29 protein-coding genes are annotated in these 26,212 nt (G+C 72.2%); 16 read left to right on the top strand and 13 right to left on the bottom strand.

Annotated features, from left to right (window positions below):
• The first annotated feature begins 7 nt into the window (after nucleotides 1-7).
• The gene (locus ACGFT1_RS32215; protein ID WP_373912510.1) at nucleotides 8-529 is read left to right on the top strand and encodes a cupin domain-containing protein; all 522 of its coding nucleotides are present in this window, start codon (nucleotides 8-10) and stop codon (nucleotides 527-529) included.
• A gap of 66 nt (nucleotides 530-595) precedes the next feature.
• Here ACGFT1_RS32215 and ACGFT1_RS32210 read toward each other — a convergent pair whose 3' ends face one another.
• A complete protein-coding gene (locus ACGFT1_RS32210; RefSeq protein ID WP_373912509.1) occupies nucleotides 596-1,825 on the bottom strand; it encodes an acyl-CoA dehydrogenase family protein in 1,230 nt (409 codons plus the stop codon).
• 169 nt (nucleotides 1,826-1,994) lie between these two features.
• Between ACGFT1_RS32210 and ACGFT1_RS32205 the strand changes: the two genes are divergently transcribed.
• Nucleotides 1,995-2,639, top strand: a complete 645-nt coding sequence (locus ACGFT1_RS32205; protein ID WP_356826293.1) for a TetR family transcriptional regulator — start codon at nucleotides 1,995-1,997, stop codon at nucleotides 2,637-2,639.
• 24 nt (nucleotides 2,640-2,663) lie between these two features.
• Here ACGFT1_RS32205 and def read toward each other — a convergent pair whose 3' ends face one another.
• The gene (def, locus tag ACGFT1_RS32200; RefSeq protein ID WP_373912508.1) at nucleotides 2,664-3,203 is read right to left on the bottom strand and encodes a peptide deformylase; all 540 of its coding nucleotides are present in this window, start codon (nucleotides 3,201-3,203) and stop codon (nucleotides 2,664-2,666) included.
• Between the two features lie 153 nt (nucleotides 3,204-3,356).
• On the opposite strand from def, the gene ACGFT1_RS32195 reads away from it, so the two are divergent.
• The 8 genes from ACGFT1_RS32195 to rocD all read left to right on the top strand — a co-directional run bounded on the left by ACGFT1_RS32195 (nucleotide 3,357) and on the right by rocD (nucleotide 10,654).
• Nucleotides 3,357-4,595, top strand: a complete 1,239-nt coding sequence (locus ACGFT1_RS32195) for a MurT ligase domain-containing protein (protein WP_373912507.1) — start codon at nucleotides 3,357-3,359, stop codon at nucleotides 4,593-4,595.
• A gap of 21 nt (nucleotides 4,596-4,616) precedes the next feature.
• Nucleotides 4,617-5,345 carry a glutamine amidotransferase gene (locus tag ACGFT1_RS32190; RefSeq protein ID WP_356826287.1) on the top strand — a complete coding sequence of 243 codons (729 nt, stop codon included), beginning with the start codon at nucleotides 4,617-4,619 and terminating at the stop codon, nucleotides 5,343-5,345.
• Between the two features lie 227 nt (nucleotides 5,346-5,572).
• A complete protein-coding gene (locus ACGFT1_RS32185) occupies nucleotides 5,573-6,598 on the top strand; it encodes a 6-phosphofructokinase (RefSeq protein ID WP_373912506.1) in 1,026 nt (341 codons plus the stop codon).
• Between the two features lie 110 nt (nucleotides 6,599-6,708).
• Nucleotides 6,709-7,659: a cytochrome c oxidase assembly protein gene (locus tag ACGFT1_RS32180; RefSeq protein ID WP_373912505.1), complete on the top strand. Its 951-nt coding sequence runs from the start codon at nucleotides 6,709-6,711 to the stop codon at nucleotides 7,657-7,659.
• 113 nt (nucleotides 7,660-7,772) lie between these two features.
• Complete coding sequence (locus tag ACGFT1_RS32175) at nucleotides 7,773-7,952, top strand: hypothetical protein (protein WP_373912504.1); 180 nt, start codon at nucleotides 7,773-7,775, stop codon at nucleotides 7,950-7,952.
• A gap of 37 nt (nucleotides 7,953-7,989) precedes the next feature.
• The gene (locus tag ACGFT1_RS32170; RefSeq protein WP_356826279.1) at nucleotides 7,990-8,475 is read left to right on the top strand and encodes an Lrp/AsnC family transcriptional regulator; all 486 of its coding nucleotides are present in this window, start codon (nucleotides 7,990-7,992) and stop codon (nucleotides 8,473-8,475) included.
• A gap of 152 nt (nucleotides 8,476-8,627) precedes the next feature.
• Complete coding sequence (gene ddaH, locus ACGFT1_RS32165) at nucleotides 8,628-9,437, top strand: dimethylargininase (protein ID WP_373912503.1); 810 nt, start codon at nucleotides 8,628-8,630, stop codon at nucleotides 9,435-9,437.
• A complete protein-coding gene (gene rocD, locus ACGFT1_RS32160; protein ID WP_373912502.1) occupies nucleotides 9,437-10,654 on the top strand; it encodes an ornithine--oxo-acid transaminase in 1,218 nt (405 codons plus the stop codon). Before ddaH ends, rocD begins: the two co-directional genes overlap by 1 nt.
• 48 nt (nucleotides 10,655-10,702) lie before the next feature.
• Here rocD and ACGFT1_RS32155 read toward each other — a convergent pair whose 3' ends face one another.
• Entirely contained in the window at nucleotides 10,703-11,356 is a 654-nt protein-coding gene (locus ACGFT1_RS32155) for a DUF305 domain-containing protein (protein WP_373912501.1), read from the bottom strand.
• Between the two features lie 88 nt (nucleotides 11,357-11,444).
• Entirely contained in the window at nucleotides 11,445-11,864 is a 420-nt protein-coding gene (locus tag ACGFT1_RS32150; RefSeq protein ID WP_373912500.1) for a DUF6153 family protein, read from the bottom strand.
• Nucleotides 11,865-12,155: 291 nt separating this feature from the next.
• Between ACGFT1_RS32150 and ACGFT1_RS32145 the strand changes: the two genes are divergently transcribed.
• Nucleotides 12,156-13,868 carry a SpoIIE family protein phosphatase gene (locus ACGFT1_RS32145; protein ID WP_373912499.1) on the top strand — a complete coding sequence of 571 codons (1,713 nt, stop codon included), beginning with the start codon at nucleotides 12,156-12,158 and terminating at the stop codon, nucleotides 13,866-13,868.
• Between the two features lie 67 nt (nucleotides 13,869-13,935).
• Here the strand turns inward: ACGFT1_RS32145 and ACGFT1_RS32140 are convergent, their stop codons facing one another.
• Nucleotides 13,936-14,280, bottom strand: coding sequence for a MerR family transcriptional regulator (locus tag ACGFT1_RS32140; RefSeq protein ID WP_373912498.1), 345 nt, complete (start codon nucleotides 14,278-14,280; stop codon nucleotides 13,936-13,938).
• A 607-nt stretch (nucleotides 14,281-14,887) separates the two neighbouring features.
• Between ACGFT1_RS32140 and ACGFT1_RS32135 the strand changes: the two genes are divergently transcribed.
• The 5 genes from ACGFT1_RS32135 (at nucleotide 14,888) to ACGFT1_RS32115 (ending at nucleotide 19,212) form a co-directional block, all read left to right on the top strand.
• Nucleotides 14,888-15,406 carry a hypothetical protein gene (locus tag ACGFT1_RS32135; RefSeq protein WP_373912497.1) on the top strand — a complete coding sequence of 173 codons (519 nt, stop codon included), beginning with the start codon at nucleotides 14,888-14,890 and terminating at the stop codon, nucleotides 15,404-15,406.
• An 88-nt stretch (nucleotides 15,407-15,494) separates the two neighbouring features.
• Nucleotides 15,495-16,340, top strand: a complete 846-nt coding sequence (locus ACGFT1_RS32130; RefSeq protein ID WP_373912496.1) for a DUF4097 domain-containing protein — start codon at nucleotides 15,495-15,497, stop codon at nucleotides 16,338-16,340.
• Nucleotides 16,341-16,427: 87 nt separating this feature from the next.
• The gene (locus ACGFT1_RS32125; RefSeq protein ID WP_373912495.1) at nucleotides 16,428-17,426 is read left to right on the top strand and encodes an ATP-binding cassette domain-containing protein; all 999 of its coding nucleotides are present in this window, start codon (nucleotides 16,428-16,430) and stop codon (nucleotides 17,424-17,426) included.
• A complete protein-coding gene (locus tag ACGFT1_RS32120) occupies nucleotides 17,423-18,205 on the top strand; it encodes an ABC transporter permease (protein ID WP_373912494.1) in 783 nt (260 codons plus the stop codon). Before ACGFT1_RS32125 ends, ACGFT1_RS32120 begins: the two co-directional genes overlap by 4 nt.
• A gap of 287 nt (nucleotides 18,206-18,492) precedes the next feature.
• Nucleotides 18,493-19,212 (top strand): lysophospholipid acyltransferase family protein, encoded by a 720-nt coding sequence (locus tag ACGFT1_RS32115; protein WP_373912493.1) that lies wholly within the window; start codon nucleotides 18,493-18,495, stop codon nucleotides 19,210-19,212.
• 75 nt (nucleotides 19,213-19,287) lie between these two features.
• Here ACGFT1_RS32115 and ACGFT1_RS32110 read toward each other — a convergent pair whose 3' ends face one another.
• The 8 genes from ACGFT1_RS32110 to ACGFT1_RS32075 form a co-directional block, all read right to left on the bottom strand.
• A complete protein-coding gene (locus tag ACGFT1_RS32110) occupies nucleotides 19,288-20,853 on the bottom strand; it encodes an alpha/beta hydrolase (protein ID WP_373912534.1) in 1,566 nt (521 codons plus the stop codon).
• A gap of 168 nt (nucleotides 20,854-21,021) precedes the next feature.
• Complete coding sequence (locus ACGFT1_RS32105) at nucleotides 21,022-21,837, bottom strand: urease accessory protein UreD (protein ID WP_373912492.1); 816 nt, start codon at nucleotides 21,835-21,837, stop codon at nucleotides 21,022-21,024.
• Nucleotides 21,825-22,502 carry an urease accessory protein UreG gene (gene ureG / locus ACGFT1_RS32100; RefSeq protein WP_373912491.1) on the bottom strand — a complete coding sequence of 226 codons (678 nt, stop codon included), beginning with the start codon at nucleotides 22,500-22,502 and terminating at the stop codon, nucleotides 21,825-21,827. The genes ACGFT1_RS32105 and ureG overlap by 13 nt, the downstream gene beginning before the upstream one ends.
• Nucleotides 22,503-22,578: 76 nt before the next feature.
• A complete protein-coding gene (locus tag ACGFT1_RS32095) occupies nucleotides 22,579-23,253 on the bottom strand; it encodes an urease accessory protein UreF (RefSeq protein WP_373912490.1) in 675 nt (224 codons plus the stop codon).
• Nucleotides 23,253-24,974 (bottom strand): urease subunit alpha, encoded by a 1,722-nt coding sequence (locus ACGFT1_RS32090; RefSeq protein ID WP_373912489.1) that lies wholly within the window; start codon nucleotides 24,972-24,974, stop codon nucleotides 23,253-23,255. Before ACGFT1_RS32090 ends, ACGFT1_RS32095 begins: the two co-directional genes overlap by 1 nt.
• Nucleotides 24,967-25,278, bottom strand: a complete 312-nt coding sequence (locus tag ACGFT1_RS32085) for an urease subunit beta (protein WP_373912488.1) — start codon at nucleotides 25,276-25,278, stop codon at nucleotides 24,967-24,969. The genes ACGFT1_RS32090 and ACGFT1_RS32085 overlap by 8 nt, the downstream gene beginning before the upstream one ends.
• Nucleotides 25,279-25,289: 11 nt before the next feature.
• Entirely contained in the window at nucleotides 25,290-25,592 is a 303-nt protein-coding gene (locus ACGFT1_RS32080; protein ID WP_121789960.1) for an urease subunit gamma, read from the bottom strand.
• Between the two features lie 238 nt (nucleotides 25,593-25,830).
• The gene (locus ACGFT1_RS32075) at nucleotides 25,831-26,109 is read right to left on the bottom strand and encodes a type II toxin-antitoxin system Phd/YefM family antitoxin (protein WP_373912487.1); all 279 of its coding nucleotides are present in this window, start codon (nucleotides 26,107-26,109) and stop codon (nucleotides 25,831-25,833) included.
• Between the last annotated feature and the right edge of the window lie 103 nt (nucleotides 26,110-26,212).

Below are 26,212 nucleotides of genomic sequence, written 5' to 3'. Positions count from 1 at the left end.
CCGGCCCATGACGGAGACGGAGGGACTGTACGTGCCGCCGGGCCACGGCCGCGTCGTGGAGACGCCGGCCCAGCGGGTGACGTTCAAGGTCACCGGAACCCACTCGCGGATGGCCTCCACCTTCGAGGTGGAGGTCCCGCCGGGCTTCGACGTCGGCGCCCATGTGCACACGCGCAGCGAGGAGCTGTTCTACGTCCTGGAGGGCGAACTGGACGTCCTCGCCTTCGAGCCCCGCGTCCGCACCCCCGACAACTGGCGGAAGTGGGTGTCGGGTTCGGGCAGCACGGTGGTGCGGGCGACGCCGGGCACGGTCGTCGTCGTACCGCCCGGCTGCCCGCACGCGTTCGCGAACCCGACGGACGCGCCCGCGAAGATGTTCTTCCAGGCGAGCCCGCCACCGGATCACGAGCGCTATTTCGAGGAGCTGCTGGAGATCCTCGGCAACGGCGGCCCGCCGGACCAGGAGGCCATCGAGGCGCTGCGGGCCAAGTACGACATCGAGCAGCTCACCCCGCTGAGACACCGGTGAGCGTCCCCGCCGGCGGGGGCACGGGTGACGCGCGCGGCGTTCCGCGGCGCACCCGCCCCCGCGGCGCTAGCGGATCGGCATCCCGGCCAGCGTCCGCGCGATGACGAGCCGCTGGATCTCGCTCGTCCCTTCGAAGATCGTGTAGATGGCCGCGTCCCGGTGCATCCGCTCCACCGGGTACTCGCGGGTGTACCCGTTGCCGCCGAGGATCTGGATGGCCTGCCCGGTGACCTTCTTCGCGGTCTCGCTGGCGAACAGCTTGGACATCGATCCCTCGGCCGCCGTGAACGGCTTGCCGTTGACCGCCATCCACGAGGCCCGCCACACCAGCAGCCGCGCCGCGTCGATCTGCGTCCGCATGTCCGCGAGCTGGAAGGCCACGCCCTGGTTGTCGATGATGGGCCGCCCGAACTGCTCGCGCGTCTTCGCGTAGTCGAGGGCGACCTCGTAAGCGGCCCGGGCGGTGCCGACCGCCATCGCGCCCACGGCCGGCCGCGAGGCCTCGAAGGTGGCCATCGCCGCGTTCTTCACCCTCTCCCCACCGGCGGCCTTCGCCCGCTCCCGGGCCCGGGCGAGCCGCTCGTCCAGCTTCTGCTTGCCGCCGAGCAGGCAGGAGCCGGGGACGCGCACGTTGTCGAGGATGACCTCGGCGGTGTGCGAGGCGCGGATGCCGTGCTTCTTGAACTTCTGGCCCTGCGCGAGGCCCGGCGTGCCCGGCGGGACGATGAAGGACGCGTGGCCCTTGGAGCCCAGCTCCGGGTCGACGACGGCGACGACGACGTGGACGTTGGCGATTCCGCCGTTGGTCGCCCAGGTCTTCGTGCCGTTGATCACCCACTCGTCCTTGGCCTCGTCGTACACGGCCCGCGTGCGCATCGAGGCGACGTCGGAGCCGGCGTCGGGCTCGGAGGAGCAGAACGCGGCGACCTTGACGTCACCGGCGTCGCCGTACATCTGCGGGATCCAGGTGCCGATCTGTTCCTCGGTTCCGTTGGCGAGAACGCCCACGGCGGCCAGGCCCGTGCCCACAATGGACAGGGCGATGCCCGCGTCGCCCCAGAACAGCTCCTCCATCGCCATCGGGATGCCGAGACCGGTGGGGTCGAAGTACTGCTGCGCGTAGAAATCGAGGGAGTAGATGCCGACCTTCGCCGCCTCCTGGATGACCGGCCAGGGCGTCTCCTCGCGCTCGTCCCACTCGGCGGCGGCGGGCCGGATCACGTCCGCGGCGAAGCCATGGAGCCAGTCCCGGACTTCCCTCTGTTCGTCGTTCAGCTCCATGGTGAACTCGGCCATGTCCCCTCCAGCGGCGGCAGTGCGATGTTACTAGCGGTAACGCGAGTCTGTTACTGACCGGTAGTAAAAGTCAACCGGTGCGGGTCATCGGCATCCCGTTCGATGTCAGGGGCCCGGTCAGTGTTAGTTTGCGCTGGCGTCACCGAATCAGCACGGGTGGGGAGAGCACATGGACACCACGCAGCGGACCGATCAGCAGCGGTCCGCCGACCGTCGACGGCGCGAGCTGCTGGAGGCCGCCGACCGGGTGGTGCTGCGCGACGGCCCGCAGGCGTCGATGAACGCCATCGCGGCGGAGGCCGGCATCACCAAGCCCATCCTCTACCGGCACTTCGGCGACAAGGGCGGACTGTACGCCGCTCTCGCCAAGCGGCACACCGACGCGCTGCTCGACTCGCTGCGGGCCGCGCTGGACGCCCCGGCGGACCGACGGGAGCGGGTGGAGTCCACGCTGGACACCTACCTCGCCGCGATCGAGGCCCGGCCCCAGGTGTACCGGTTCCTGATGCACCCCGCGGAGGGCAGCACCGGTCACGACCAGGGCTTCGACGTGGGCAAGCACTCCGCCCCGCTGCTGCGGCGGATGGGCGAGGAACTGGCCCGGGTCATCGAGGAGCGGGTGGACCTCGGGCCGGAGAGCCAGCGGCTGGCCCGGGTGTGGGGGCACGGCATCGTCGGGATGATGCACGCGGCCGGCGACTGGTGGCTGGGCGAACGCCCCTGCACCCGGGCCGAGTTGGTGCGCTCTCTGGCGGACCTGCTGTGGGGGCGGCTCGCGGCGGCCGGGGACCGGCTGGGCGGTCCCGGGTTCTGACCGCCCCCTCCCGCGCGGCTCACCTCACCGGTACCACGGCGCCCGGGAGATCCGGCGCAGCAGCCTGCGCCTGCGCAGGCCCGTGAGGTGGTCGGCGTACACGCGCCCGTCCAGGTGGTCGCACTCGTGCTGGAGGCACCGGGCGAAGAAGCCCGTGCCGTGGACCGAGACGGGCTCACCGGTCACGGTGAACCCCTCGACCACCGCGTGGTCGTACCGTTCCGTGCCCGCCTCCAGCCCCGGCAGGGACAGACAGCCCTCCGGGCCGCGGAGCACCAGGCCGTCCGCCGCCACCAGGCGCGGATTGACCACGTGACCGAGGTGACGGACGTCCTCGTCGTCGGGACAGTCGTACACGAACACCCGCAGACCGACCCCGATCTGGTTCGCGGCCAGGCCCACCCCGCGCGCCGCGTACATCGTGGCGAAGAGGTCCTCCACGAGGGCGGCCAGGCCGGCGCCGAAGTCGGTGACGTCCCGGCTCGGCTCGCGCAGGGACGCGTCGCCGAGCAGGGTGAGTGGCCGGACGCGCCCGTGGACGCCCGGAATGGAACCGTGTCGCATGGCGGCAAGGGTACGGTTCGTTCAGCTCATGCCCCGCCGCGGAAGGCGTGGACCGGGATTCGGGTGTACGAACGGATCTCGATAGGCTGACGTTCACACCACGTTGCCGGATGGCCACAGGCGCGGCGCGTACGCAAGGAGGATCGAGAACTGATGGCAGGCACCTCGGACCCGCTCTCGCCGCGGGCCAAGCTGGCCGTGACCGCGGGCAAGGCGGTCGCTGCGGCATCGCGAGCAGCGGGACGCGGCAGCGGATCGGTGATCGGCGGCAAGGTCGCGCTGAAACTCGATCCCGACCTGCTCGGGCGGCTCGCCCAGAACCTGGACGTCGTCCTGGTGTCCGCCACCAACGGCAAGACGACGACCACCCGGCTCATCGCGGAGGCGCTGGGCGCCGCGGGCCCGGTCGTGTCGAACGCGCTGGGCGCCAACATGCCGGCCGGCATCACGTCGGCGCTGGCGGGTGGTTCGGACGCGAAGTTCGGCGTCATCGAGGTCGACGAGAAGTACCTGGCCGGGGTGGCCCGGGACACCAGCCCCAAGTGCATCGCGCTGCTCAACCTCTCGCGCGACCAGCTGGACCGCGCCGCCGAGACCCGGATGCTCGCCGAGAACTGGCGTGAGGGCCTGGCCGGTTCCAAGGCGGTCATCGTCGCCAACTGCGACGACCCGCTGGTGGTGTGGGCCGCGTCCTCCTCGCCGAATGTGATCTGGGTCGCAGCCGGGCAGATGTGGAAGGACGACGCCTGGTCCTGCCCGTCGTGCGGTGGCGTCATGCAGCGCCCGGGCGACGACTGGTTCTGCGGCGAGTGCGGCTTCCGGCGGCCCACCGCGTCCTGGGCGCTGTCCGGGGACCACGTGCTGGACCCGCACGGCTCCGCCTGGCCGATCCACCTCCAGCTGCCCGGCCGCGCCAACAAGGCGAACGCGGCCAGCTCCGCGGCCGTCGCCGCCGTGTTCGGCGTGCCGCCGCAGGTCGCCCTGGAGCGGATGTACCAGGTGCAGGCGGTGGCCGGACGGTACGACGTCGTCCGGTTCCAGGAGCGTGACCTGCGGCTGCTGCTGGCCAAGAACCCGGCCGGCTGGCTGGAGACGTTCTCCCTGATCGACCCGCCGCCCACCCCCGTGATCCTGTCCGTGAACGCGCGCGGCGCCGACGGCACCGACACCTCCTGGCTGTGGGACGTCGACTACACGCGGCTGACCGGCCACCCGATCTTCGTGATCGGCGACCGGAAGCTGGACCTCGCCGTCCGCCTGGAGGTCGCGAACCAGCACTTCCAGGTCTGCGAGAACCTCGACCAGGCCGTGCAGATGTGCCCGCCGGGCCGTATCGAGGTCATCGCCAACTACACCGCGTTCCAGGACCTGCGCCGCCGCGTCGGCAACTGATCATCGAAGGGCGATCACCTCATGAGCGACAACCAACTGCGGCTGGTGTGGATCTACCCGGACCTGCTGAGCACCTACGGCGACCAGGGCAACGCGCTCGTCGTGGAGCGCCGGGCCCGGCAGCGCGGCCTGGACGTGGCGCGCCTGGACGTGCGCAGCGACCAGCCGATCCCCACCTCCGGTGACATCTACCTGATCGGCGGCGGTGAGGACCGTCCGCAGCGGCTCGCCGCCGAGCGGCTGCGCCGCGACGGCCATCTCCAGCGGGCGGTGGAGAACGGCGCGATCGTCTTCTCCGTCTGCGCGGGCTACCAGATCCTCGGCCACGAGTTCATCAACGACCTCGGTCAGCGCGAGCCGGGCCTCGGCCTGCTCGACGTGGTGTCCGTGCGCGGCGAGGGCGAGCGGTGCGTCGGTGACGTGCTCGGCGACATCGACCCGCAGCTGGGGCTGCCCCCGCTGACGGGCTTCGAGAACCACCAGGGCGTCACCCACCTCGGCCCCACCGCCCGCGCCTTCGCCCGGACGCGGATCGGCAAGGGCAACGGCACCGGGGACGGCACGGAGGGCGCGTACAACGGGACGGTCTTCGGCACGTACATGCACGGCCCGGTGCTCGCCCGCAACCCGCAGATCGCCGACCTGCTGCTGAAGCTGGCGCTGGACGTCAACGCGCTGCCGCCGATCGACGACCGCTGGTACGAGGCCCTCCGGGACGAGCGCATCGCTGCGGCGCAGCAGCCCGCGTGAGCACCGCTGCGCAGCGGCCCGCGTAACCCGGTGTTCAGCGGGATGTCAGCGCGGTGGGGCAGGCTCGTGGAGGGCCCGCCTGACGGCCTGTCCGCTCACATGTGCGGGCGAGTCCAGCAGGCGGACGCCCGCTACGGAGCCACCCCCTCACGCCGGTAGGGTGACCGGGAATCCGCCGGACAACGTGGTCCGGTTTCCCGGCCCACGTTGAGAAGGTATTTCGGGCTATGCGCATTGGTGTCCTCACGTCCGGCGGCGACTGCCCCGGCCTGAACGCCGTCATCCGGTCCGTCGTGCACCGCGCCGTCGCCGACCACGGCGACGAGGTCATCGGCTTCCGGGACGGCTGGAAGGGTCTCCTGGAATGCGACTACATGAAGCTCGACCTGGACGCCGTGGGCGGCATCCTGGCGCGCGGCGGCACCATCCTCGGCTCCTCCCGGGTCCGGCCCGAGCATCTGCGGGACGGGGTCGAGCGGGCCCGGGGCCACGTCGCGGAACTCGGCCTTGACGCGATCATCCCCATCGGCGGTGAGGGCACGCTGAAGGCGGCCCGGCTGCTGTCGGACAACGGGCTGCCCATCGTGGGCGTGCCCAAGACCATCGACAACGACATCGCCGTCACGGACGTCACCTTCGGGTTCGACACGGCGGTGGGTGTCGCCACCGAGGCGCTGGACCGGCTGAAGACCACCGCCGAGTCCCACCAGCGGGTCCTGATCGTGGAGGTCATGGGCCGGCACACCGGCTGGATAGCGCTGCACTCGGGCATGGCGGCCGGCGCCCACGCCATCGTCGTACCCGAGCGGCCCTTCGACATCGACGAGTTGACGCGGAAGGTCGGCGAGCGGTTCGAGGCGGGCAAGCGGTTCGCGATCGTCGTCGCCGCGGAGGGCGCCAAGCCGCGCCCGGGGTCCATGGACTTCGACGAGGGCGGCAAGGACGTCTACGGCCACGAGCGCTTCGCGGGGATCGCCCGGCAGCTGTCGGTCGAGCTGGAGCGGCGGCTCGGCAAGGAGGCCCGGCCGGTCATCCTCGGGCATGTGCAGCGGGGCGGCACACCGACGGCGTACGACCGGGTGCTGGCGACGCGGTTCGGCTGGCACGCGGTGGAGGCCGTGCACCGGGGCGAGTTCGGCAGGATGACGGCGCTGCGCGGGACCGACATCGTGATGGTGTCGCTGGCGGAGGCCGTGGAGACGCTGAAGACGGTGCCGCCGGCGCGGTACGTCGAGGCGGAGTGCGTCCTGTAGCGCGGTGGCCCGGAGCCTGACATGCCGCCCCCGGTCACGGTCGTGACCGGGGGCGGTTCTACTCTTGGGGCGGACAACTCGCACAACCCCCACGAATCAGGAGCCGGCGGATGGATCACAGCGGGCACGGCATGACCATGGATCTGCCGCCGTTCACGCTGGGACGAGGGCTCGGATGGTCGGCGGACCCCTTCTTCCTCGTCGCCTGTCTGGCCGGGCTGGCCCTGTACGGCTGGGGTGTCGTGCGGCTGCGGCGGCGCGGGGACGCCTGGCCGGTCTCGCGGACCGTGTCGTACGTCGTCGGCGTGCTCACCATCGTGCTGGTGATGTGCACCAGGCTGAACGACTACGGCATGGTCATGTTCAGCGTGCACATGGTGCAGCACATGGTGATCAGCATGCTGTCGCCGATCCTCATCCTGCTGGGTGCCCCGGTGACACTGGCGCTGCGCGCACTGCCGGCCGCCGGCCGGGGCCGCACGGGCCCGCGCGAGCTGCTGCTGATGCTCCTGCACAGCCGGTACATGCGGATCATCACGCATCCGGCGTTCACGATCCCGCTGTTCATCGCGAGCCTGTACGCCCTGTACTTCTCCCCGCTGTTCGACTTCCTGATGGGCTCCCGGACCGGGCACATCGCGATGATGGTGCACTTCCTCGCCGTCGGGGTGGTGTTCTTCTGGCCGATCATCGGCGTCGACCCGGGCCCGCACCGGCCGGGTCATCTGATGCGGATGCTGGAGCTGTTCGCGGGCATGCCGTTCCACGCCTTCTTCGGCATCGCGCTGATGATGGCGTCGACGCCGATGGTGGACACCTTCCGGCACCCGTCGGCCTCGCTCGCCGTCGACGCGCTGTCCGACCAGAGCGCGGCGGGTGGCATCGCGTGGGCGTTCAGCGAGATCCCGTCGGTGCTGGTGCTGATAGCGCTGCTGTTCCAGTGGTACCGCTCCGAGCAGCGGCAGGCCAGGCGCACGGACCGGGCCGCCGACCGGGACGGCGACAAGGAGCTGGCCGCGTACAACGCCTATCTGGCATCCCTCGACGCCCGCAAGGGCTGACCCGCCCGCTCCCCGCGGGGCGGTCCCGTCGCCCCCGGCAGCGGTGGGGGTATCCCCTCCGGACGGGAATCGGGGCACCATGGTCGTGGACGGACCATGAGGAGGGTGTCGCGATGAGCGGATCCACGAACGGTTCCATGAACGGTTCCACCAGGACGATGGGGGTGCTCACGGTCGGCGGGCTCGTCGTCGTGACCGCCTACACGGTCGCCCTCGGCGGCAACGGCTGGCTGTGGTTCGGCTGGGTGGTGCTGGGGCTGCTGACCCTCGCCATGGTCGTCACCCGGTCGTGAGCCCGTCCCTGGCGCGCCCGTTCACTACAGTGCCCGCATGAACAGCAGGACGCCCTCCTTCGACGAGCTGGACCGCCGGATCATCACCGCGCTGATGGGCAACGCCCGGACCAGCTTCGCCGAGATCGGCGCGGTGATCGGGCTCTCCGCCACGGCGGTCAAGCGGCGCGTGGACCGGCTGCGCGAGACGGGGGTGATCACCGGGTTCACGGCGACGGTTCGGCCCTCGGCGCTGGGCTGGCGCACGGAGGCGTACGTCGAGGTCTACTGCGAGGGCGCAGCCCCGCCCCGGCGCCTGGCGGAGGTCGTCCGCAACCATCCGGAGATAGCGGCGGCCATGACGGTCACCGGGGGCGCCGACGCGCTGCTGCACGTACGCGCCCGGGACGTGGAGCACTTCGAGGAGGTGCTGGAACGGATCCGCGCCGAGCCGTTCATCCGGAAGACGATCAGCGTGATGGTGCTGTCCCACCTGCTGCCGGAGAGCCCGGAGGCGGGCGCCACCCACGCGGCACCCGAGTGAGCGCCGGGACGCGCAGCGTTCGTGCGCCGCCGCGGGGAACAACGCAGCGTTCCTGCGTGTCCGCGCAGCTCATGTCGCTTGTCGTCCGTCTCCCTCTCTTCCTACCGTGGTGGCACCCCCCGTGACACACAGGAGAGCGGAGGAAACCCTCTGTGTCCGACGTGCGTGTGCAGCGCTCCCGGCGGTTCCTGGTCTGCGAACCCAGGCACTTCACCGTCGAGTACGCGATCAACCCCTGGATGTCTCCCGACCGGCCCGTCGACGTGGATCTCGCCCGGGAACAGTGGCAGGCATTGATCCACGCCTACCGCACCCACGGCCACACGATCGACACCGTCCCGCCGGTCCCGGGCCTGCCCGACATGGTGTTCGCGGCGAACGCGGCGTTCGTCGTCGGCGGCCGGGTCTTCGGCTCCCTCTTCCACGCCCCGCAGCGGCGCCCGGAGTCGGTGCACTACGACACCTGGTTCAAGACGGCGGGCTACGACGTCCACCGGCCCGGATCCGTGGCCGAGGGCGAGGGCGACCTGGTGTGGACCGGCCGGTACGTGCTCGCCGGCACCGGGTTCCGCACCACCCGGGAGGCGCACCGGGAGGTGCAGGAGTTCCTCGGCCACCCGGTGATCGGCCTGACCCTGGTGGACCCGTACTTCTACCACCTGGACACGGCGCTTTTCGTCCTGGACGACGACAACATCTGCTACTACCCGCAGGCGTTCTCGCCGGGCAGCCAGGAGGTCCTGCGGCGGCTGTACCCGGACGCGGTGCTCGCCTCCCGAGACGACGCGATGGCGTTCGGGCTGAACTCCGTCTCCGACGGCCGCCACGTCTTCATCGCACCCCGGGCCGAGGCGCTGGCCGAGCGCCTGTCCGGCCACGGTTACGTCCCCGTCCCCGTCGACCTGTCGGAGTTCCACAAGGCCGGCGGAGGCATCAAGTGCTGCACCCAGGAGATCCGCTGATGACCGCACCCGCGCGCGCCCGTACGTCCGACGACCTGATCCGCGCCGAGGAGCCGGTCCTCGCGCACAACTACCACCCGCTGCCCGTGGTGGTGGCCCGCGCCGAGGGCAGCTGGGTGGAGGACGTGGAGGGCAACCGCTACCTCGACATGCTGGCCGGCTACTCGGCCCTCAACTTCGGCCACCGGCATCCCGCGCTGATCGAGGCCGCCCACCGCCAGCTCGACCGGCTCACCCTCACCTCCCGCGCCTTCCACAACGACCGGCTGGCCGGGTTCGCCGAACGGCTCGCCGAGCTGACCGGCCTGGACATGGTGCTGCCGATGAACACCGGCGCGGAGGCGGTGGAGAGCGGCGTGAAGGTGGCGCGCAAGTGGGCGTACGACGTGAAGGGGGTGCCGGACGGGCAGGCGACGATCGTGGTCGTCGCGGACAACTTCCACGGCCGGACGACGACGATCGTCAGCTTCTCCACCGACGAGACGGCCCGCGCGGGCTTCGGTCCCTTCACGCCCGGCTTCCGGATCGTGCCGTACAACGACCTGGCCGCGCTGGAGTCGGCCGTCGACGACACCACGGCGGCGGTGCTGATCGAGCCCGTCCAGGGCGAGGCGGGTGTGGTCGTCCCGGACGACGGCTACCTCACCGGGGTGCGCGAGCTGACCCGCCGCGAAGGCTGCCTGTTCATCGCCGACGAGATCCAGTCCGGCCTCGGCCGCACGGGCCGCACCCTCGCCGTCGACCACGAGGACGTCGTCCCGGACGTGCTGCTGCTGGGCAAGGCGCTGGGCGGCGGCATCGTGCCGGTGTCGGCGGTCGTGGCCCGGCGCGAGGTGCTCAGCGTGCTGCACCCCGGCGAGCACGGCTCGACGTTCGGCGGCAACCCGCTCGCGGCGGCGGTCGGCACGGCCGTGGTCGAGCTGCTGGAGACCGGCGAGTTCCAGCGCCGGGCGGCCGAGCTGGGCGTCATCCTGCGGGACGGGCTGACCGGGCTGGTCGGCAACGGTGTGGCCGGGTTCCGGGCGCGCGGGCTGTGGGCGGGCGTGGATGTCGACCCGGCCCTCGGCACCGGCCGCGAGATCAGCGAGCGCCTCATGCGCGAGGGAATCCTGGTCAAGGACACCCACGGCTCCACGATCCGGCTGGCGCCGCCGCTGACGATCACGGCGGAGGAGCTGCGCGGCGCGCTGGCCGCCCTGGCGAAGGTACTGGCCTGAGGGACGGGCGGGCGGCGGTGAGGACACCGCCGCCCGCCCGCCGTGCGGTCAGCCGGCGCCGAGGAGCTGCCTCATCTCCTCGATCTCGGCGGTCTGCGCGGTCACGACGGCGTCCGCCATGGTCAGGGCGGGACCGTAGCGGCCCTCGTTCCGCTCGGTCCTGGCCATCTCGACGGCGCCCTGGTGGTGCGCGACCATCAGCGACAGGAACCGGCTGTCGAACTCCTTGCCGGTGGTCTTCCTCAGCGCCGCCATGTCGTCGTCGCCCATCATCCCTGGCATTGCCGGCATGCCACTCATTCCGCTCATGCCGGAGTGACTGGAGTGGTCCATGCCGGTCTTGGGCACCTGCTCGCCCCAGGACGTCAGCCAGCCGGTCATGGTGCGGATCTCCGGCCCCTGGGCCTTCTCGATCCGGGCGGCGAGGTCCTTCACCCGCGCCGAGGAGGCCCGGCCGTCGGCGAGTTCCGCCATCTCCAGGGCCTGCCGGTGGTGCGGGATCATGCCCTGCGCGAAGGCGACGTCCTGGGCGTTGTGCGCGGTGGCGGAGGCACTCGGGGTGGCCGAGGGCGTGGAGCCGCCGGCGCCCGCGGTGCCGCCGCTCCCGCCGCAGGCGGCGAGGAGGAGGGCGGCCGTCGCGGCGGCCACGGTGACGGCGGCACGGCGCGTCAGGGCGCGGGGGGTCTGCGTACGGGGGTTCATACGGGAACTCCTGCTGTTCCGGAGGGTTTCGGGCACGCGTGGACACGGCCGCGGCACCCGCGCCTGGCGGGGGCGGCCGGAGCGGCCTCTAGATGCGCAGGAGTTGGAGTTCGGCCAGGTCGGGCGGCGCACGGGCGCCCTCCGGCGCGGTGGCCGGGCCGGGACGCGGGCAGGTGACCGGTGCGGCGGCGTGCGCCGGACCGGGGACCGGTGGAGGAAGCTGCGGGCCGCCGTCGACCGCGCCGGAGGCGCACGCGGGGTCGGCGTGATGCGGCCGGTGGCCACCGCAGTGGCCGTCGCCGTCCGGGCAGTCGTCCGGCGCGGTGGCGGCGATCGTGCCGTGCGCGGCCCGGACCTGCCCCCCGTGTGCCTCGTGCCCCATGCCCCCGCCGGGCGCCAGGGCGTGCATACCGAGCAGCCCGGCCAGCACCGCCAGCACGAGCAGCGCACGCCGCCGCGGCTGGGGCGGTGGCGAGGCGTGCGATCGGGCACCGGTCGTCGGGGACATCGGCCATATCGTACGGGTCCGGGGACGATCACCGTGCGGACACACCTCGGCGGAGCCGTGCACGCGAGCGTTCCGGCCGGTGGGTGTGAGCCTCGGTACGGCCGGGCGTGCGCGCGACGGAGCGTGCGCCGGGTCACGCTGTGGCGATGCCGACATCCGCGGGCACGGCATGATGGGAGAGGTCCCCGTCAGGACGGGGCATACGGCAACCAGGCGTGCGGCGCATCTCGGCGCGCCGCGAGTGCGAAGCGACGAGCGGGGTGGCACCTCGAGGGTCCAGGAGGCGAGGAGATGGCGGAACCGGAGAAGACGCAGACCGGTCAGCGGGAGACCCGGGCAGTGCCTTCCGCCGGATCGGCCTGCGCGCTGGAGGCCATCGGGGCGGGCGCGTACGTCGTGGACGAGCAGGGCCGCATCCTCGTCGTCAACAGCGGCGCCGAACGCCTGCTGGGCCGCTCCGCCGGGGAACTCGTCGGCCATGACGCCCATGAGCTGCTGCACCGCGGGCCGGAGGGGCAGCTGCTGCCCGCCACTCGGTGCAGCATGCGGCAGGCCTTCCACGCCGGACGTCCGGCGCAGGCCGACAAGGACTACTTCGCCCACGCCGACGGCTCCGTGCTGACCATCTCCTGGCTGATCAGCCCGTACACGCTGGGTCCGGGTAGGAGCGGCACGCTCGTCGTCTTCCATCCTCCCGAGCCGGTGCCGAATCCGGATGCGCTCCCGCAGCCGGCCGCGGAGCCGCTGACCGAACTCGAACGACTGGCTCTGCTGGCCGAGACCACCACCCAGCTGACCTCCACCCTGGAGGTCGACGAGACCCTGCGCAGGCTGGTGGCCCTGGTCCTGCCCCGGCTGGCGGACTGGGTCGTCATCGATCTGATCACCGAACGCGACGAGGTGTGGCGCACCGCCGTGGTCCAGGCCGACGGCGACCGCCTGACGCATCACGAGGATCTCCAGGGGCCGATGCCGCCCGTGCCGGAGCAGTCCCCGATGCCCCTGTCCCGGGCCCTGCGCGGCGTCGCCTCCACCCTGGCCGGCCCCGAGACGTACCACGGGCCGCCGGACTCGGGCATCGCGGTGGAACAGCGCCGCCTGTTCGATGTCACCGGCATCCACTCCGCGGCCATCGCCCCGATACGCACGGCCCGTGAGGTCCTGGGCGCGCTCACCCTGGGCCGGGCCGAGAAGCCCGGGAACTTCACCGGCACCGACCTTCCCCTGGTCGAGGACATCGCCCGCCGGGCCGGCCTGGCCCTGGACAACGCCCGCCTCTACCAGCGCCAGCGCAAGGTCGCCGAGACCATGCAGAACCACCTGCTGCCGCAGATGCCGCGCGTGCCCGGGCTCCAGATGACGGTCCGCTACCTGCCCGCCCCCGACGGCTCGCACGTCGGCGGCGACTGGTACGACGCCTTCACCCTGTCCGACGGGGCCACGGCCCTGGTCATCGGGGACGTCGTGGGCCACGACCTGGAGGCCGCGGCCGGCATGGCCCAGCTGCGCAACATGCTGCGCGCCTACGCCTGGTCGCACGAGGAAGCCCCCAGCCGCATCGTCGAACGGCTGGACCAGGCGATGATGCCCATCACCGACGTCACCATGGCCACCCTCGTCATGGCCCGGGTGGCCCGGGACGGCGGCGGCGACTGGGTGCTGTCCTGGACCAACGCCGGCCACCCGCCGCCCCTGCTCGTCACCCGCGACGGCCTGGCGTCCTACCTCACCGACGGCCACGGACTCCTCCTGGGTACGGGAGTCAACGCCTCCCGCCCCGACGCCACGGTCCTGCTGCCGCCCGGGTCGACCCTGCTGCTGTACACCGACGGCATGATCGAAGCGCCCGGGCAGACCCTGGACGACGGCCTGGACCGGCTGCGCCAGCACGCCGCCGCCCTCGCCCACCGTTCCCTGGAGTCCTTCACCGACGAGCTGCTGCGCCGCGTCCACCCGCCCGGCCTGGACGACGTCGCCTTGCTGGCCGTACGGACACCCCTGTGAACGGCCCCGGCCGCCGGCAGGGGGCGTGCGCCTGCCGGCGGCCGGGGTCCGGGCCTCGGAGGCCGGGTCAGACCGGAATCTTGGACTGCGCCCCGCCGCCCCGGGCGCGCAGTTGCTCGTTGATGCGCTGAGCTTCCTCGAGCTGGTCCTCGAGGATGACGATGCGGCAGGCGGCCTCGATCGGGGTGCCCTGGTCGACGAGTTCGCGCGCGCGGGCGGCGACGCGCAGCTGGTAACGGGAGTAGCGGCGGTGGCCGCCCTCGGAGCGCAGGGGGGTGATCAGGCGGTGTTCGCCCAGTGCGCGGAGGAAGGCGGGGGTGGTGCCGAGCATCTCGGCGGCCCGGCCCATCGTGTAGGCGGGGTAGTCGTCATCGTCGAGAGTGTCGACGGCGCGGGTACTGCGAGGGGGCATAGACCTCTTCTTCCCGGGGACGCATCGGGGGGCCCGGGCGCCTTGCGGCACCCGGGCCCCGAGCTTTCAACACCATCTACCGGCAGACTTCGCCGGCGTTCTCTGTCCACAGACTCCGCCTGGGAGGGCGGGGCTGCGGGGATCGCGGATGCGTGACCGGGGACCACCTTCCATTCCGGGGCCTGCGGTACCCGGGCGGACTTCTTCCTCGCCCGGGCGATCCTGATGGCGTCCGCTCCTTACTTTCGTTACCTGGTTCTGTACTGCTCGTACTGCTGGTGACCTTTCGGGTCACATCGTGCTTGAGCTGCATGCACGGCAGTTCGTCTCTGCCGTGCCCGTCTGGACTTCTTGGCTATGTGGACAACAGTAGCCCAGCGGCAGGGCAATGTCTACTGCCGCCGTGACAGATTTTCTCCATGCCGCACGCCCGCAGTTCTGTCACACGTACGGCCGGCAGCTTCTCTCGATCCCCAGTGACACCACGTGGCACCGCTTGGCGCCACCCACCGCCAAGTGATGTCTCCGCGCCACGCTCGAAAATCTGCCCCCAGTGAGGCATCACCAAGGCTTGCGCATGGCACCACTTTGGCGCCATGATGGCGTCATGGACCTCACTCCCTATGTCGAAGCCCTGCGCCGGGAACTCGCGGTGGCCGCCGAAGCCGGCGGGAAGGAAGCCCGCGAGCTGGCCGAGCGGCTCACCGCACCCCTGGAGTCGGCGACCCGGCTGACCATGCTCCACGTGCTCTCCGCCGCGATGGACGAGGTCACCCGCGACCTCGCCCCCGGCTCGGTCGACGTACGGCTGCGCGGGCTGGACCCCGACTTCGTGGTGACACCGCCCCCCACCGACGCCGGTGCGACGGAGGCGGTCACCGCGCCCGTCGAACCGCCCAGGGCCCAGGCGCCCGCCGACACCGACGAGGGCGGCACCGCCCGCGTCAACCTGCGTCTGCCGGCCCAGCTGAAGACCCGCGCCGAGGAGGCCGCGAGCCGCGAGGGCCTGTCGGTCAACGCGTGGCTGGTCCGGGCCGTGTCGGCCGCGGTCGACAGCGGCACGCGGCCGCGCACGCCGGAGAAGACCCAGACCATCGGCCAGAGCTTCACGGGCTGGGTGCGCTGACCGTACCCGCCCGTCACACCGCCCCACTTCACCCACACCACGTCCCACCAGCGGGGACGAACCGAAGACCCAAGAGGACGGAACAGTCATGCCTTCTTTCGACACTCCCGAACCGGTTTCGGCCACCGCCCACGTGTACGCGGGTTCCATCCGGTTCGCCGCGGGCGACCGCCCCGACACGGTCGTCGAGGTGCTGCCCCGTGACCCGAAGCGGGACCAGGACGTGCGGGCCGCGGCCCAGACCGAGGTGACGTACGCGAGCGGAGTCCTGACGGTCAGGACGCCCAAGAGCCGCAGTCTCGTCGGGCGCGCCGGCACCGTCGACGTGACGGTCGAACTGCCCACGGGCTCGCACGTCGACATGACCGGCTCGTGGGTGCAGGTGCTCGGCGAGGGCCGGCTCGGCGAGGTGCGCGTGAAGACCTCGTCCGGTGACGTCCGCCTGGACACCACCGGGCCGCTCCACCTGACCGCCTCCCACGGCTCGATCACCGTCGACCGGATCGAGGGCATGGCCGAGATCGCCACCAGCTCCGGCAGCCTGCGTGTCGGCACGGTCGACGGCCCCGCCGTCCTGAAGAACTCGCACGGCACCACGACCGTGGGCGCCGCGACCGGTGAGCTGCGGGTGAGCGGCGCCAATGGTGACATCGACATCGCGCGCGCCGAGGGCTCGGTCACCGCCACCACCGCCCACGGCACCCTGCGCGTCGTCGAGGTCGCGCGCGGCACCGTGCAGTTGGAGACGTCCTACGGCGCCATCGAGGTCGGTGTCCGCGAGGGCACCGCCGCCTGGCTCGACGTCAGCTCCGGCCACGGGCAGGTGCGCAACACGCTCACCGCCTCCGAGACCCCCGAGAAGTCGGAGGGCACCGTCGAGGTCCGCGCCCGTACCCGTTACGGGAACATCGACGTGCGCCGCGCCCGCCCCTGAGCACCGGCTCCGTACACTCGCCCACCCGCCCACTCCCCCATCGTCACGTCAGCCTCCGAACGGGAGCGCCCCATGCCCTTATCTGTCATGCCCACGACCAAGCCGGGCGACGGTCCCCAGTCGCCTCCCGCCGTCTCCGCCCTCGGTCTGCGCAAGTCCTACGGCGGCAAGACCGTGCTCGACGGCATCGATCTGCACATCCCGGCCGGGTCCGTGTTCGCGCTGCTCGGACCCAACGGCGCCGGCAAGACCACCACCGTGCAGATCCTGTCCACGCTGATCGCCGCCGACGGCGGCCGGGCCCAGGTCGCGGGCCACGACATCGCCACGTCGCCGGACGGGGTGCGCGCCGCGATCGGCGTCACCGGGCAGTTCGCCGCGCTCGACGACCTGCTCACCGCCGAGGAGAACCTGCACCTCATGGCCGACCTGCTGCGTCTGGGCAAGCGGGAGGGACGGTCCCGGACCGCGGAATTGCTCCGGCGGTTCGACATCGCCGACGTCGCGGGGAAACGGGCCGCGACCTTCTCCGGCGGTATGCGGCGCCGGCTCGACCTCGCCATGACACTGGTCGGCGACCCCCGGGTGATCTTCCTCGACGAGCCGACGACCGGGCTCGATCCCCGCAGCCGGCGCACCATGTGGGACACGGTGCGTTCCCTGGTCGCGGGCGGCACCACCGTCTTCCTCACCACCCAGTACCTGGAGGAGGCCGACCAGCTGGCCGACCGGATCGCCGTGCTCGACGGCGGCCGGATCGTCGCCGAGGGCACCGCCGACGAACTCAAGGCGCAGATACCCGGCAGCCACGTACGGCTGCGGTTCACCGGTTCGGCCGAGTACGACCGCGCGGCCACCGCCTTCCCCGGCGCGGCCCGCGACGACGAGAACCTCGTCCTGCGCGTGGCCGGCGACGGCGGCCCCGACACGCTGCGCGCCCTGCTGGACCAGCTGGACGCCGCCGGTGTCCGGGCCGCCGGCCTCTCCGTGCACACCCCCGACCTCGACGACGTGTTCCTCGCCCTGACCGGTGACGGCACCACCGGAACCGGCACCCCGCCGCACCTGAAGGAGACCCCGCGATGAGCACCCTCACCTACGCCGTGCACGACTCGATGACGATGCTGCGGCGCAACCTCAGGCACGCGCTCCGCTATCCGGCCGTGTCGCTCGGCGCCTCCATGATGCCGATCCTGATGCTGCTGCTGTTCGTGTACGCCTTCGGGGACTCGATCGGAGCGGGAATGGGCGGCGGCCGGGACGCCTACCTGGAGTACCTGACGCCCGGCATCGTCATCATGGGCGTGGCGTCCGGGGCGATGTCCACCTCGATCGCGGTCTGCTCCGACATGACCGAGGGCATCATCAACCGCTTCCGCACCATGAACATCACGCGTTCGTCGTTCATGACGGGCCATGTCGTCGGCAGCGTCATCCAGACGATGGTGAGCGTCGTCCTGGTCGTGGCGGTGGCGCTCACCCTGGGTTTCCGGCCGGACGCCACTCCCCTGGAGTGGCTCGCCGCCGCCGGTCTCCTCACGGCCGTCGCGTTCGCGGTGACCTGGCTGGCGGCGGCGTTCGGCCTGATCTCCAAGACCGTCGAGTCCGCGAGCAACAAGCCGCTGCTGGTGCAGTTCCTGCCGTTCCTCGGCTCCGCGTTCGTGCCGGCCGGCTCGATGTCCCCGGGCTTGCGCTGGTTCGCCGAGTACCAGCCGTTCACGCCGATGACCGAGACGCTGCGCGGCCTGCTCTCCGGCTCGGAGATCGGCGCGAACGGCTGGATCTCGCTCGGCTGGTGCGCCGGCATCGCCCTGTTCGGCTACGCCTGGTCGCGCTCCCTGTTCAACAGCACCACCAAGCGCTGAGCGCCCGGCGCCTCACCCGGTCGGCCGAGGAGGCGGGCACCGGCCCCGGCACGCTGCACCGGCACTTCCCCGCCCGGCGGGCACTGGTGGCGGCCGTGCCCCGGACCCGCTCCGAGCAGCGGCTGGCCCGCCGGCCGGACATCGCACGCCGGCCCCTACCCGGGCGCCGCACCGACGTCCGGCCCGTGCACGCGGCGGCTTCACATCCCGGCGAACGGGCAGCCTGACGACAGGTACGCGTGAGCCCACGTCCGTCCGTGCTGCCCGACCCGACCTGGGAGTGAGCCGTGTTCTACTACCTGCTCAAGTACGTGCTGCTGGGGCCCTGGCTCAGACTGGTCTTCCGTCCCCGGATCGAGGGCCTGGAACACGTGCCCGCGTCGGGGGCGGCGATCATCGCCGGCAACCATCTGTCCTTCTCCGACCATTTCCTGATGCCGGCGATCCTCAAGCGCCGCATCACCTTCCTCGCCAAGGCGGAGTACTTCACCGGGCCCGGCGTGAAGGGCCGCCTCACCGCGTTCTTCTTCCGCGGCGCCGGGCAGATCCCGGTGGACCGTTCCGGCAAGGAGGCGGGCCGGGCGGCGATCCGGGAGGGCCTGAGGGTGCTGGGCAGGGGTGAGTTGCTCGGCGTCTACCCGGAGGGCACGCGCTCGCACGACGGCCGGCTGTACAAGGGCAAGGTGGGCGTGGCCGTGATGGCGCTCAGGGCCGGGGTCCCGGTCGTGCCCTGCGCGATGATCGGCACGTTCGAGGCGCAGCCGCCGGGTCGGGTCGTCCCCCGGATCCGCCCGGTCACCATCCGCTTCGGCCGGCCACTGGACTTCTCCCGCTATGCCGGAATGGAGCGGGAGAAGGCGGTGCTGCGGGCGATCACCGACGAGATCATGTCCGCGGTCCTGGCACTGTCCGGGCAGGAGTACGTCGACGAATACGCGGCCGTCGTCAAGGAGCGGGAGGCGGCCGGGAGGCGCGGGCGGGAGCGCGGTCCGGGCGGGCGCCGCTGAGCCGCCCCTCCGGTCCCGGGGATGACGGAGGGGCGGCCGGTGGTCCGGCCGCCCCTCGTCACCGTGCCGGTGCGGTTACGGCTTGGGCGTGGCGTGCGGGGCGCAGGTCACGTCCGAGCCGTCCAGCGTGCCGTCGATCAGGTAGGCGTCGACGCGCTGGTTGATGCACGGGTTGACCAGTCCGGTCACGCCGTGCGAGCCCGCGTCCCTCTCGGTGATCAGGCGGGAGCCCTTGAAGCGGTGGTGCAGGTCGACGGCGCCCTGGTAGGGGGTGGCCGCGTCCCGGGTGGACTGCACGATCAGGACCTTCGGCAGGCCCTGGTGGGTCCTGACCTCCAGCGGGTGGTGCTGCTTGGCCGGCCAGGTGGCGCACGGCAGGTTCATCCAGGCGTTCGCCCAGGTCATGAACGGGTAGTCCTTGTTGAGCCGGGTGTTGTCCCGGTCCCAGGTGTGCCAGCTGGTGGGCCACTTGGCGTCGGCGCACTCGACGGCCGTGTAGACGGCGTTGGAGTTCTCCGAGGCGATGTTGCCCGCGGTGTCCGACAGGTCCGGGGCGGCGGCGTCGACCAGCGCCTGGGTGTCACCGGCGACGTACTTGCCGAACACCGTGGCGACCGGCACCCACGAGGAGTCGTAGTACGGCGCATTCTGGAAGAAGGAGATCAGCTCGGCCGGGCCGACGAGCCCGCCGATGGGGTTCTTCTTCGCGGTGGCGCGCAGCTGGAGCCACTTGTCCTGGACTGCCGCGCGAGTGGTGCCGAGGTGGAAGGCGGCGTCGTTCGCGGCGACCCAGTCCTCCCAGTCCTTCCAGCGGCCCTCGAAGGCGATGTCCTGGTTCAGGTTGGCCTGGTACCAGATGTTCTCGCGGGAGGGGTCGACGACGCTGTCCACGATCATCCGGCGCAGGTGGCCCGGGAAGAGGGTGCCGTAGACGGCGCCGAGGTAGGTGCCGTAGGAGACGCCGAGGTAGTTGATCTTCCTCTCGCCCAGTGCGGCCCGGATGACGTCGAGGTCGCGGGCGGTGTTCGGCGTGGTCATGTGCGGCAGCATCGCGGCGCTGCGTTCGCCGCAGCCCTCCGCGTACTCACGGGCCAGCTTGCGCTGCGCGCTCTTGTCAGCCTCGCTGTCCGGCACCGGGTCGGCCTTGGGGGCCTTGACGAACTCCTGCGGGTCCACGCAGGAGATGGGCGCCGAGTGGCCGACGCCGCGCGGGTCGAAGCCGACGAAGTCGTAGGCCTTGGCGACGTTCGCCCAGACGGCGTTCTTGTTGGTGACCCGGGTCGGGAAGCGCATGCCGGAGCCGCCGGGGCCGCCCGGGTTGTAGACGAGGGCGCCCTGACGCTCCTGCGGGGTGCCGGTGTTGCCGATGCGGTCCACGGCGAGCTTGATCTGCTTGCCGTAGGGGTGGGCGTAGTCGAGCGGCACGCTGACCCAGCCGCACTGGATGGGCTTGGCCAGCCCCCAGCCGGTGGGGCAGTCCTGCCAGTCGATGCCGGCCCGGGCGGCGCGGGTCGCGGCCGTCGCGGCGCCCCTGGCCTCGCGGTCCGGGCCGGGCCGGGAGGCGGCTCCGGCCGTGGGGGCCGACACCGCCCCGGCGATCAGGGTGGCGGTGACGAGTACTCCGGCGGAACCGAACGCCATCAGGCGGCTCTTCGGTCTGTTCTCCCTCAAGGGGGCCCCTCCCCGTACCTCGCTGAGAATGGTCAGGCGGGGATCCTCTCGGTTGTGAGCCCGCTGAGAACAGGGTTTGCCGCCCATCTTTACCAATCCGATAACCGGACGATCAAGTCTCGCTGAGCGGGGCCCTGTTCACCGGCCGAGTTCATCCAGCCCGCCAAGCCGGCCCGGCCGGTCCAGCGCGTCCAGTCGGTCCAACTCCGCGTCCAGCAGCCGCCGCAGCCGCAGCGCGTCGGGGGCGACCGCGCTGACGAGCACGGCGGGCCCGGCGAGCGGCACCAGTGCGGCGCACTCCCCCAGCATCCGCGCGGCCGGCGGCTCGTCGGCGAACTCCGGTCGGACCACCACGAGTTGGCCGACCGCCCGGTGTCCGGCGAGCACGGCCGGCCCGTCCCAGCCGCCGGGCGCGCCGGGCCCGCAGGCCAGCTCCTGATCCAGCACCGTACGGCCCGCCACCCGCACGGTCAGCCGGCTGGTGAGCCGCCCGGGCTGCTCCCCGGCCCGCCCGAGCACCTGCTCCTCGCGCAGCACGAGCCGGGCGCCGGCGCCGACCTCGGCCCGGGTGGTGACGTACAGATCGCTGCCCTCGGCCGATATCAACTGCTCGGGCATCCAGTGCAGTTCCGCGCCGTCGGCCACGTCGAGCCGTACGTCGTAGCGGGCTTCGTCCCCGGTCTGTCCGGGCAGCGCGATCGTGGCGGCGGCCGAGCCGACGTGCAGCCGGGCGCCCTGCTCCACCCGGGCGGCCAGCGTGAAGCGGTCGCCGCCGAGCGGACCGCTCATCGCACCGACGACCATGACCCGCGCCCCGGGGCCGGCCGCCCGGGTCCGGCGCAGCGCGAGCGGGCCCTCGCCGTCCAGGACAGGCAGGGCCGTACCGCCGCGGCCGTCGGCGCGAGCGACGACACGGGCGCTCGCCCGAACGCCGGCGAGCCTCACGCCGTCCACGCGGCCAGCCGCTCGCGGACCCACGCGGCCACGTCGGCGACGCCGCTCCCGCCGCGCAGCGACTGGAACACGACCGGCAGTCCGGCCCGCTGCGCCTCGGCATCGGCGGCCATGCGGGTGAGGTCGGAGCCGACGTACGGGGCGAGGTCCGTCTTGTTGACGACGAGGAGGTCGGCGGTGGTGACGCCGGGGCCGCCCTTGCGCGGGATGTCGTCGCCGCCGGCGACGTCGATGACGAACACCTGGGCGTCCACGAGCCCTTTGGAGAAGGTCGCGGTGAGGTTGTCGCCACCGGACTCGACGAGGATCAGGTCCAGCGGACCGATGGCGTCCTCCAGGTCCTCCACCGCCTCCAGGTTGGCGGAGATGTCGTCGCGGATCGCGGTGTGCGGACAGGCGCCCGTCTCCACGGCGGTGATCCGCTCGGGCGGCAGCACGGCCTCCCTGAGCAGGAACTCGGCGTCCTCGCGGGTGTAGATGTCGTTGGTGACGACGGCCAGGGACAGTTCGTCGCGCAGCTCCCTGCAGAGCGCGGCGACGGTGGCGGTCTTGCCCGAGCCGACGGGGCCGCCGAGTCCGATGCGCAGGGCGCGGCGCCGTCCGTCGGGGCGGTGTGCGTCGGCGCCGAGGGCGGCCGGGCCGTCGTGGGTGTGGTCGAGGTGCATGTGCGGCTCCTGTGGGGCAAGGGGTGGTCCGCAGCCCGGCCCGTCCGGGGCGGCAGGACAACGAGAACTGGGGGCTTCAGGACGCGAACAGCCGTACCGGCCACGCCGCGTGCCATTCGGCGGCGATCTCCAGCACCGGTCCGGAGGCGGCCGGCAGGGCGTCGAGGCCGTCGTCGGCCACCCGCCGGGCCGCCGTCACGGCCCGGTCCGCGACGCGGTCGAGCTCCGGCGCCAGCCGGGCCAGCACACCGGTCGCGTCGAACGGGTCGAGACCGAGCAGACGCACGGTGGCCGTCGCCGGCCCGCTCACGCTCTCGTACGCCGCGCAGTACGCCGCGTCGTCCGGGCCCAGTCCGGCCGCCCGCGCGGCGACACCGAGGACCACCGGCTGGTGCGCCCCCTTCGGGAACCTTCGTGCCAGTGCGTCGAGTTCGCCGCACGGCCAGCTCGCCCGCGTGGCCCGCAGCAGCTGGCGTCCGAGCCGGCGGGCGGCGCTGCGCAGGGCGGGCGACGGCGTTCGGGCGTCCGCCGCGGCGTCCAGTTCCTCCGGCTCCGCGCCGAGTACGGCGGCCGCCGCGAGCGCTCCCGCGACCAGCCCGGCGGTGTGCAGCCGGCCCCGGCAGAAGGCCTCCAGGCTCGCGGCGCCGGTGATGCGGCCGGCCCTGACGGCGGCCTCCGCCCCGCCGGAGTGCGCGTGGCCTCCGGCGGGGAAGCGGCCGTCGGCCAGGACGAGCAGTGCTGCCCTGGACATCAGAAGAGGAAGTAACGCTGGGCCATGGGCAGTTCGGCGGCCGGGACGGCCTCGACCAGTTCCCCGTCGATGCGCACGGCGAAGCTGTCGGGGTCGATGCGGACGTCGGGCAGGGCGTCGTTCTCCCGCATGTCGGCCTTGGTGACCGCACGCGTGGAGTCGATCGCCACGAACCGCTTGCCCAGCCCCAGCCGTTCCGGCAGCCCGTCCTCGATCGCGAGGTCTGAGACGAAGTTGACGGAGTTGGCGGCCGGGGCCCTGCCGATCGCGCCGTACATCGGCCGGGGCAGGATCGGCTGAGGGGTCGGGATGGAGGCATTGGCGTCGCCCATCTGCGCGTAGGCGATCTGCCCGCCCTTGAGCACGAGGAGTGGCTTGACCCCGAAGAACGCGGGCTCCCACAGCACCAGGTCGGCGAGCTTGCCCGTCTCCACGGAGCCGATCCGGCTGCCGAGGCCCTGGGCCAGCGCCGGGTTGATCGTGTACTTGGCGACATAGCGCCGGACGCGGTGGTTGTCGGCGCGTCCGTCGCCGGGCAGTGCGCCCCGCCGCCGCTTCATGACATGGGCGGTCTGCCAGGTGCGCAGGACGACCTCGCCCACCCGCCCCATGGCCTGGGAGTCGGAGGAGATGACGGAGATCGCGCCGAGGTCGTGGAGGATGTCCTCCGCGCCGATGGTGGAAGGGCGGATCCGGGACTCGGCGAACGCCAGGTCCTCGGGGACGGCCGGGTTCAGGTGGTGGCACACCATCAGCATGTCGAGGTGTTCCTCGGTCGTGTTGATGGTGAAGGGCCGGGTCGGGTTCGTGGAGCTGGGCAGCACATTGGGCTGGGAGACGACCGTCATGATGTCGGGTGCGTGGCCGCCGCCGGCGCCCTCGGTGTGGTACGAGTGGATGCCCCGGCCCGCGATCGCGGCGAGGGTGTCGCCGACGAACCCGGCCTCGTTCAGGGTGTCCGTGTGGATGGCGACCTGGATCCCGGTGCGGTCGGCCACGGTGAGCGCGGCGTCGATGACCGCCGGGGTGGATCCCCAGTCCTCGTGCAGCTTCAGGCCGACGGCGCCGCCGCGGATCTGGGAGAGCATCGCCTCGTGGCTGACGGTGTTCCCCTTGCCGAGGAGACCGACGTTGACCGGGTAGGCCTCCATCGCCTCCAGCATGCGGGCCAGGTGCCAGGGTCCGGGCGTCACGGTGGTCGCCTTGGAGCCCTCGGCGGGGCCGGTGCCGCCGCCGACCAGGGTGGTGATGCCGGAGGCCAGCGCCTCGTCGGCGACCTGGGGGCAGATGAAGTGGACGTGGGCGTCGATGGCGCCGGCGGTGAGGATGCGTCCGTTGCCCGCGATGATCTCGGTCTCGGGGCCGATGACGAGGCCGGGGTGGACGCCGTCCATGGTGTCCGGGTTGCCGGCCTTGCCGAGGGCGGTGATCCGGCCGTCGCGGATGCCGACGTCGGCCTTCACGACGCCCCAGTGGTCGACGACGACGGCGCCGGTGATCACGGTGTCGGGGGTGCCCTCGGCCCGGGTGGCGCGGGACTGGCCCATGGACTCGCGGATGACCTTGCCGCCGCCGAAGACCGCCTCGTCCCCGGAGCCGCCGGGGCCGCGGGAGCGGTCCTCCTCGATCTCGATCAGCAGGTCGGTGTCGGCGAGCCGGATCCGGTCGCCGGTGGTGGGACCGAACAGGTCGGCGTAGGCGCCGCGGGAGATCTCAGGCATCGAGGGCACCTCCGGTCTCGCCGCGCAGGCCCGGCACGATCCGGGCGCCGGTGAGGGGGACGAGTTCGACCTCGACGGGGATGCCGGGCTCGAAGCGCACGGCGGTGCCGGCGGCGACGTTCAGCCGCCTGCCGCGCGCGGCGGCACGGTCGAACTCCAGGCCGGGGTTGGCCTCGGCGAAGTGGTAGTGCGAGCCGACCTGGACCGGCCGGTCGGCGGCGTTGAGGACGGTCAGGCGGGTGATCTCGCGGCCCTCGTTGACGACGACGGGGCCGTCCGCGAACAGGATCTCTCCGGGAATCATCGCGGCGCCCCTCAGAAGATCGGCTCGTGCACGGTGACGAGTTTGGTGCCGTCCGGGAAGGTGGCCTCGACCTGCACGTCGTGGATCATCTCCGCCACCCCGTCCATGACGTCGTCCCTGGTCAAGAGCTTGCGACCGGAGGACATCAGCTCGGCGACGGTACGGCCGTCCCGAGCGCCCTCCAGGATGTGCGACGTGATGAGGGCGACCGCTTCGGGGTGGTTGAGCCGGAGCCCGCGGGCCCTGCGCTTCTCGGCCACGTCGGCCGCCACATGGATCAGCAGCCTCTCTTGCTCGTGCGGGGTCAGTTGCACGTCCCACCTCACAGTCCTTGCTCCGGACCGTGCGGGGTCCGGTTGCCGCAGCCACCACGACAGGGATAGGTGTAACACACAGACAAATCCCCGGATCGTCGTCGATCCCGGGTAGGAAAACCCCTGATGGCGTGGAGCGGCAGGCTAGAACGCCGGAGTTTCAACGACGTTAACCAGGCCTTGATGGGTGCATGACCGCGAGATGGGCTCCGCCATACCGGGCCCGACCGGCGACGCCTCAGGACACGCCCGGCCCCCGGTGCTCGGCCGCTATCCCGAAACGCCGCTGCTCGCGCCCGCCCGGTCCGCTCTCGCCCACCCGGGACACCGAGCTGACGATCCGCTCCCCGTCCGGCTCGTCGAGGGCGTCGAGGCGTTCCAGGTCGGCAGCCGAGACCAGGGCGACCAGGGGCTTGCCGTGCCGCGTCACGACGACACGCTCACCGCCGTACACGACCCGGTTGATCAGATCGGCGAGTTCAGCCCTGGCTTGCGTCACCGGAATCTCGTAGGCCATACCACCAGCTTACGGGGCATCCCCGCGAGGCCGGCCGGTCCGGCAGCCGCGGCCCGGCGCCCGGACCCGCCGAGCGACGGGTGGCGTGTCCACCTCGCACACC

This window comes from Streptomyces sp. Y20, assembly GCF_043195475.1.
Classification (GTDB): domain Bacteria; phylum Actinomycetota; class Actinomycetes; order Streptomycetales; family Streptomycetaceae; genus Streptomyces.
This window is presented reverse-complemented; position numbering and strand designations above follow the sequence as displayed.

What these genes read in the sequence shown, in the direction of transcription:
- ACGFT1_RS32215 (WP_373912510.1), top strand. Translation starts at nt 8, where the DNA reads ATGACGGAGACGGAGGGACTGTACGTGCCGCCGGGCCACGGCCGCGTC.
- ACGFT1_RS32210 (WP_373912509.1), bottom strand. Translation starts at nt 1,825, where the DNA reads ATGGCCGAGTTCACCATGGAGCTGAACGACGAACAGAGGGAAGTCCGG.
- ACGFT1_RS32205 (WP_356826293.1), top strand. Translation starts at nt 1,995, where the DNA reads ATGGACACCACGCAGCGGACCGATCAGCAGCGGTCCGCCGACCGTCGA.
- def (WP_373912508.1), bottom strand. Translation starts at nt 3,203, where the DNA reads ATGCGACACGGTTCCATTCCGGGCGTCCACGGGCGCGTCCGGCCACTC.
- ACGFT1_RS32195 (WP_373912507.1), top strand. Translation starts at nt 3,357, where the DNA reads ATGGCAGGCACCTCGGACCCGCTCTCGCCGCGGGCCAAGCTGGCCGTG.
- ACGFT1_RS32190 (WP_356826287.1), top strand. Translation starts at nt 4,617, where the DNA reads ATGAGCGACAACCAACTGCGGCTGGTGTGGATCTACCCGGACCTGCTG.
- ACGFT1_RS32185 (WP_373912506.1), top strand. Translation starts at nt 5,573, where the DNA reads ATGCGCATTGGTGTCCTCACGTCCGGCGGCGACTGCCCCGGCCTGAAC.
- ACGFT1_RS32180 (WP_373912505.1), top strand. Translation starts at nt 6,709, where the DNA reads ATGGATCACAGCGGGCACGGCATGACCATGGATCTGCCGCCGTTCACG.
- ACGFT1_RS32175 (WP_373912504.1), top strand. Translation starts at nt 7,773, where the DNA reads ATGAGCGGATCCACGAACGGTTCCATGAACGGTTCCACCAGGACGATG.
- ACGFT1_RS32170 (WP_356826279.1), top strand. Translation starts at nt 7,990, where the DNA reads ATGAACAGCAGGACGCCCTCCTTCGACGAGCTGGACCGCCGGATCATC.
- rocD (WP_373912502.1), top strand. Translation starts at nt 9,437, where the DNA reads ATGACCGCACCCGCGCGCGCCCGTACGTCCGACGACCTGATCCGCGCC.
- ACGFT1_RS32155 (WP_373912501.1), bottom strand. Translation starts at nt 11,356, where the DNA reads ATGAACCCCCGTACGCAGACCCCCCGCGCCCTGACGCGCCGTGCCGCC.
- ACGFT1_RS32150 (WP_373912500.1), bottom strand. Translation starts at nt 11,864, where the DNA reads ATGTCCCCGACGACCGGTGCCCGATCGCACGCCTCGCCACCGCCCCAG.
- ACGFT1_RS32145 (WP_373912499.1), top strand. Translation starts at nt 12,156, where the DNA reads ATGGCGGAACCGGAGAAGACGCAGACCGGTCAGCGGGAGACCCGGGCA.
- ACGFT1_RS32140 (WP_373912498.1), bottom strand. Translation starts at nt 14,280, where the DNA reads ATGCCCCCTCGCAGTACCCGCGCCGTCGACACTCTCGACGATGACGAC.
- ACGFT1_RS32135 (WP_373912497.1), top strand. Translation starts at nt 14,888, where the DNA reads ATGGACCTCACTCCCTATGTCGAAGCCCTGCGCCGGGAACTCGCGGTG.
- ACGFT1_RS32130 (WP_373912496.1), top strand. Translation starts at nt 15,495, where the DNA reads ATGCCTTCTTTCGACACTCCCGAACCGGTTTCGGCCACCGCCCACGTG.
- ACGFT1_RS32125 (WP_373912495.1), top strand. Translation starts at nt 16,428, where the DNA reads ATGCCCACGACCAAGCCGGGCGACGGTCCCCAGTCGCCTCCCGCCGTC.
- ACGFT1_RS32120 (WP_373912494.1), top strand. Translation starts at nt 17,423, where the DNA reads ATGAGCACCCTCACCTACGCCGTGCACGACTCGATGACGATGCTGCGG.
- ACGFT1_RS32110 (WP_373912534.1), bottom strand. Translation starts at nt 20,853, where the DNA reads ATGGCGTTCGGTTCCGCCGGAGTACTCGTCACCGCCACCCTGATCGCC.
- ureG (WP_373912491.1), bottom strand. Translation starts at nt 22,502, where the DNA reads ATGCACCTCGACCACACCCACGACGGCCCGGCCGCCCTCGGCGCCGAC.
- ACGFT1_RS32095 (WP_373912490.1), bottom strand. Translation starts at nt 23,253, where the DNA reads ATGTCCAGGGCAGCACTGCTCGTCCTGGCCGACGGCCGCTTCCCCGCC.
- ACGFT1_RS32090 (WP_373912489.1), bottom strand. Translation starts at nt 24,974, where the DNA reads ATGCCTGAGATCTCCCGCGGCGCCTACGCCGACCTGTTCGGTCCCACC.
- ACGFT1_RS32085 (WP_373912488.1), bottom strand. Translation starts at nt 25,278, where the DNA reads ATGATTCCCGGAGAGATCCTGTTCGCGGACGGCCCCGTCGTCGTCAAC.
- ACGFT1_RS32075 (WP_373912487.1), bottom strand. Translation starts at nt 26,109, where the DNA reads ATGGCCTACGAGATTCCGGTGACGCAAGCCAGGGCTGAACTCGCCGAT.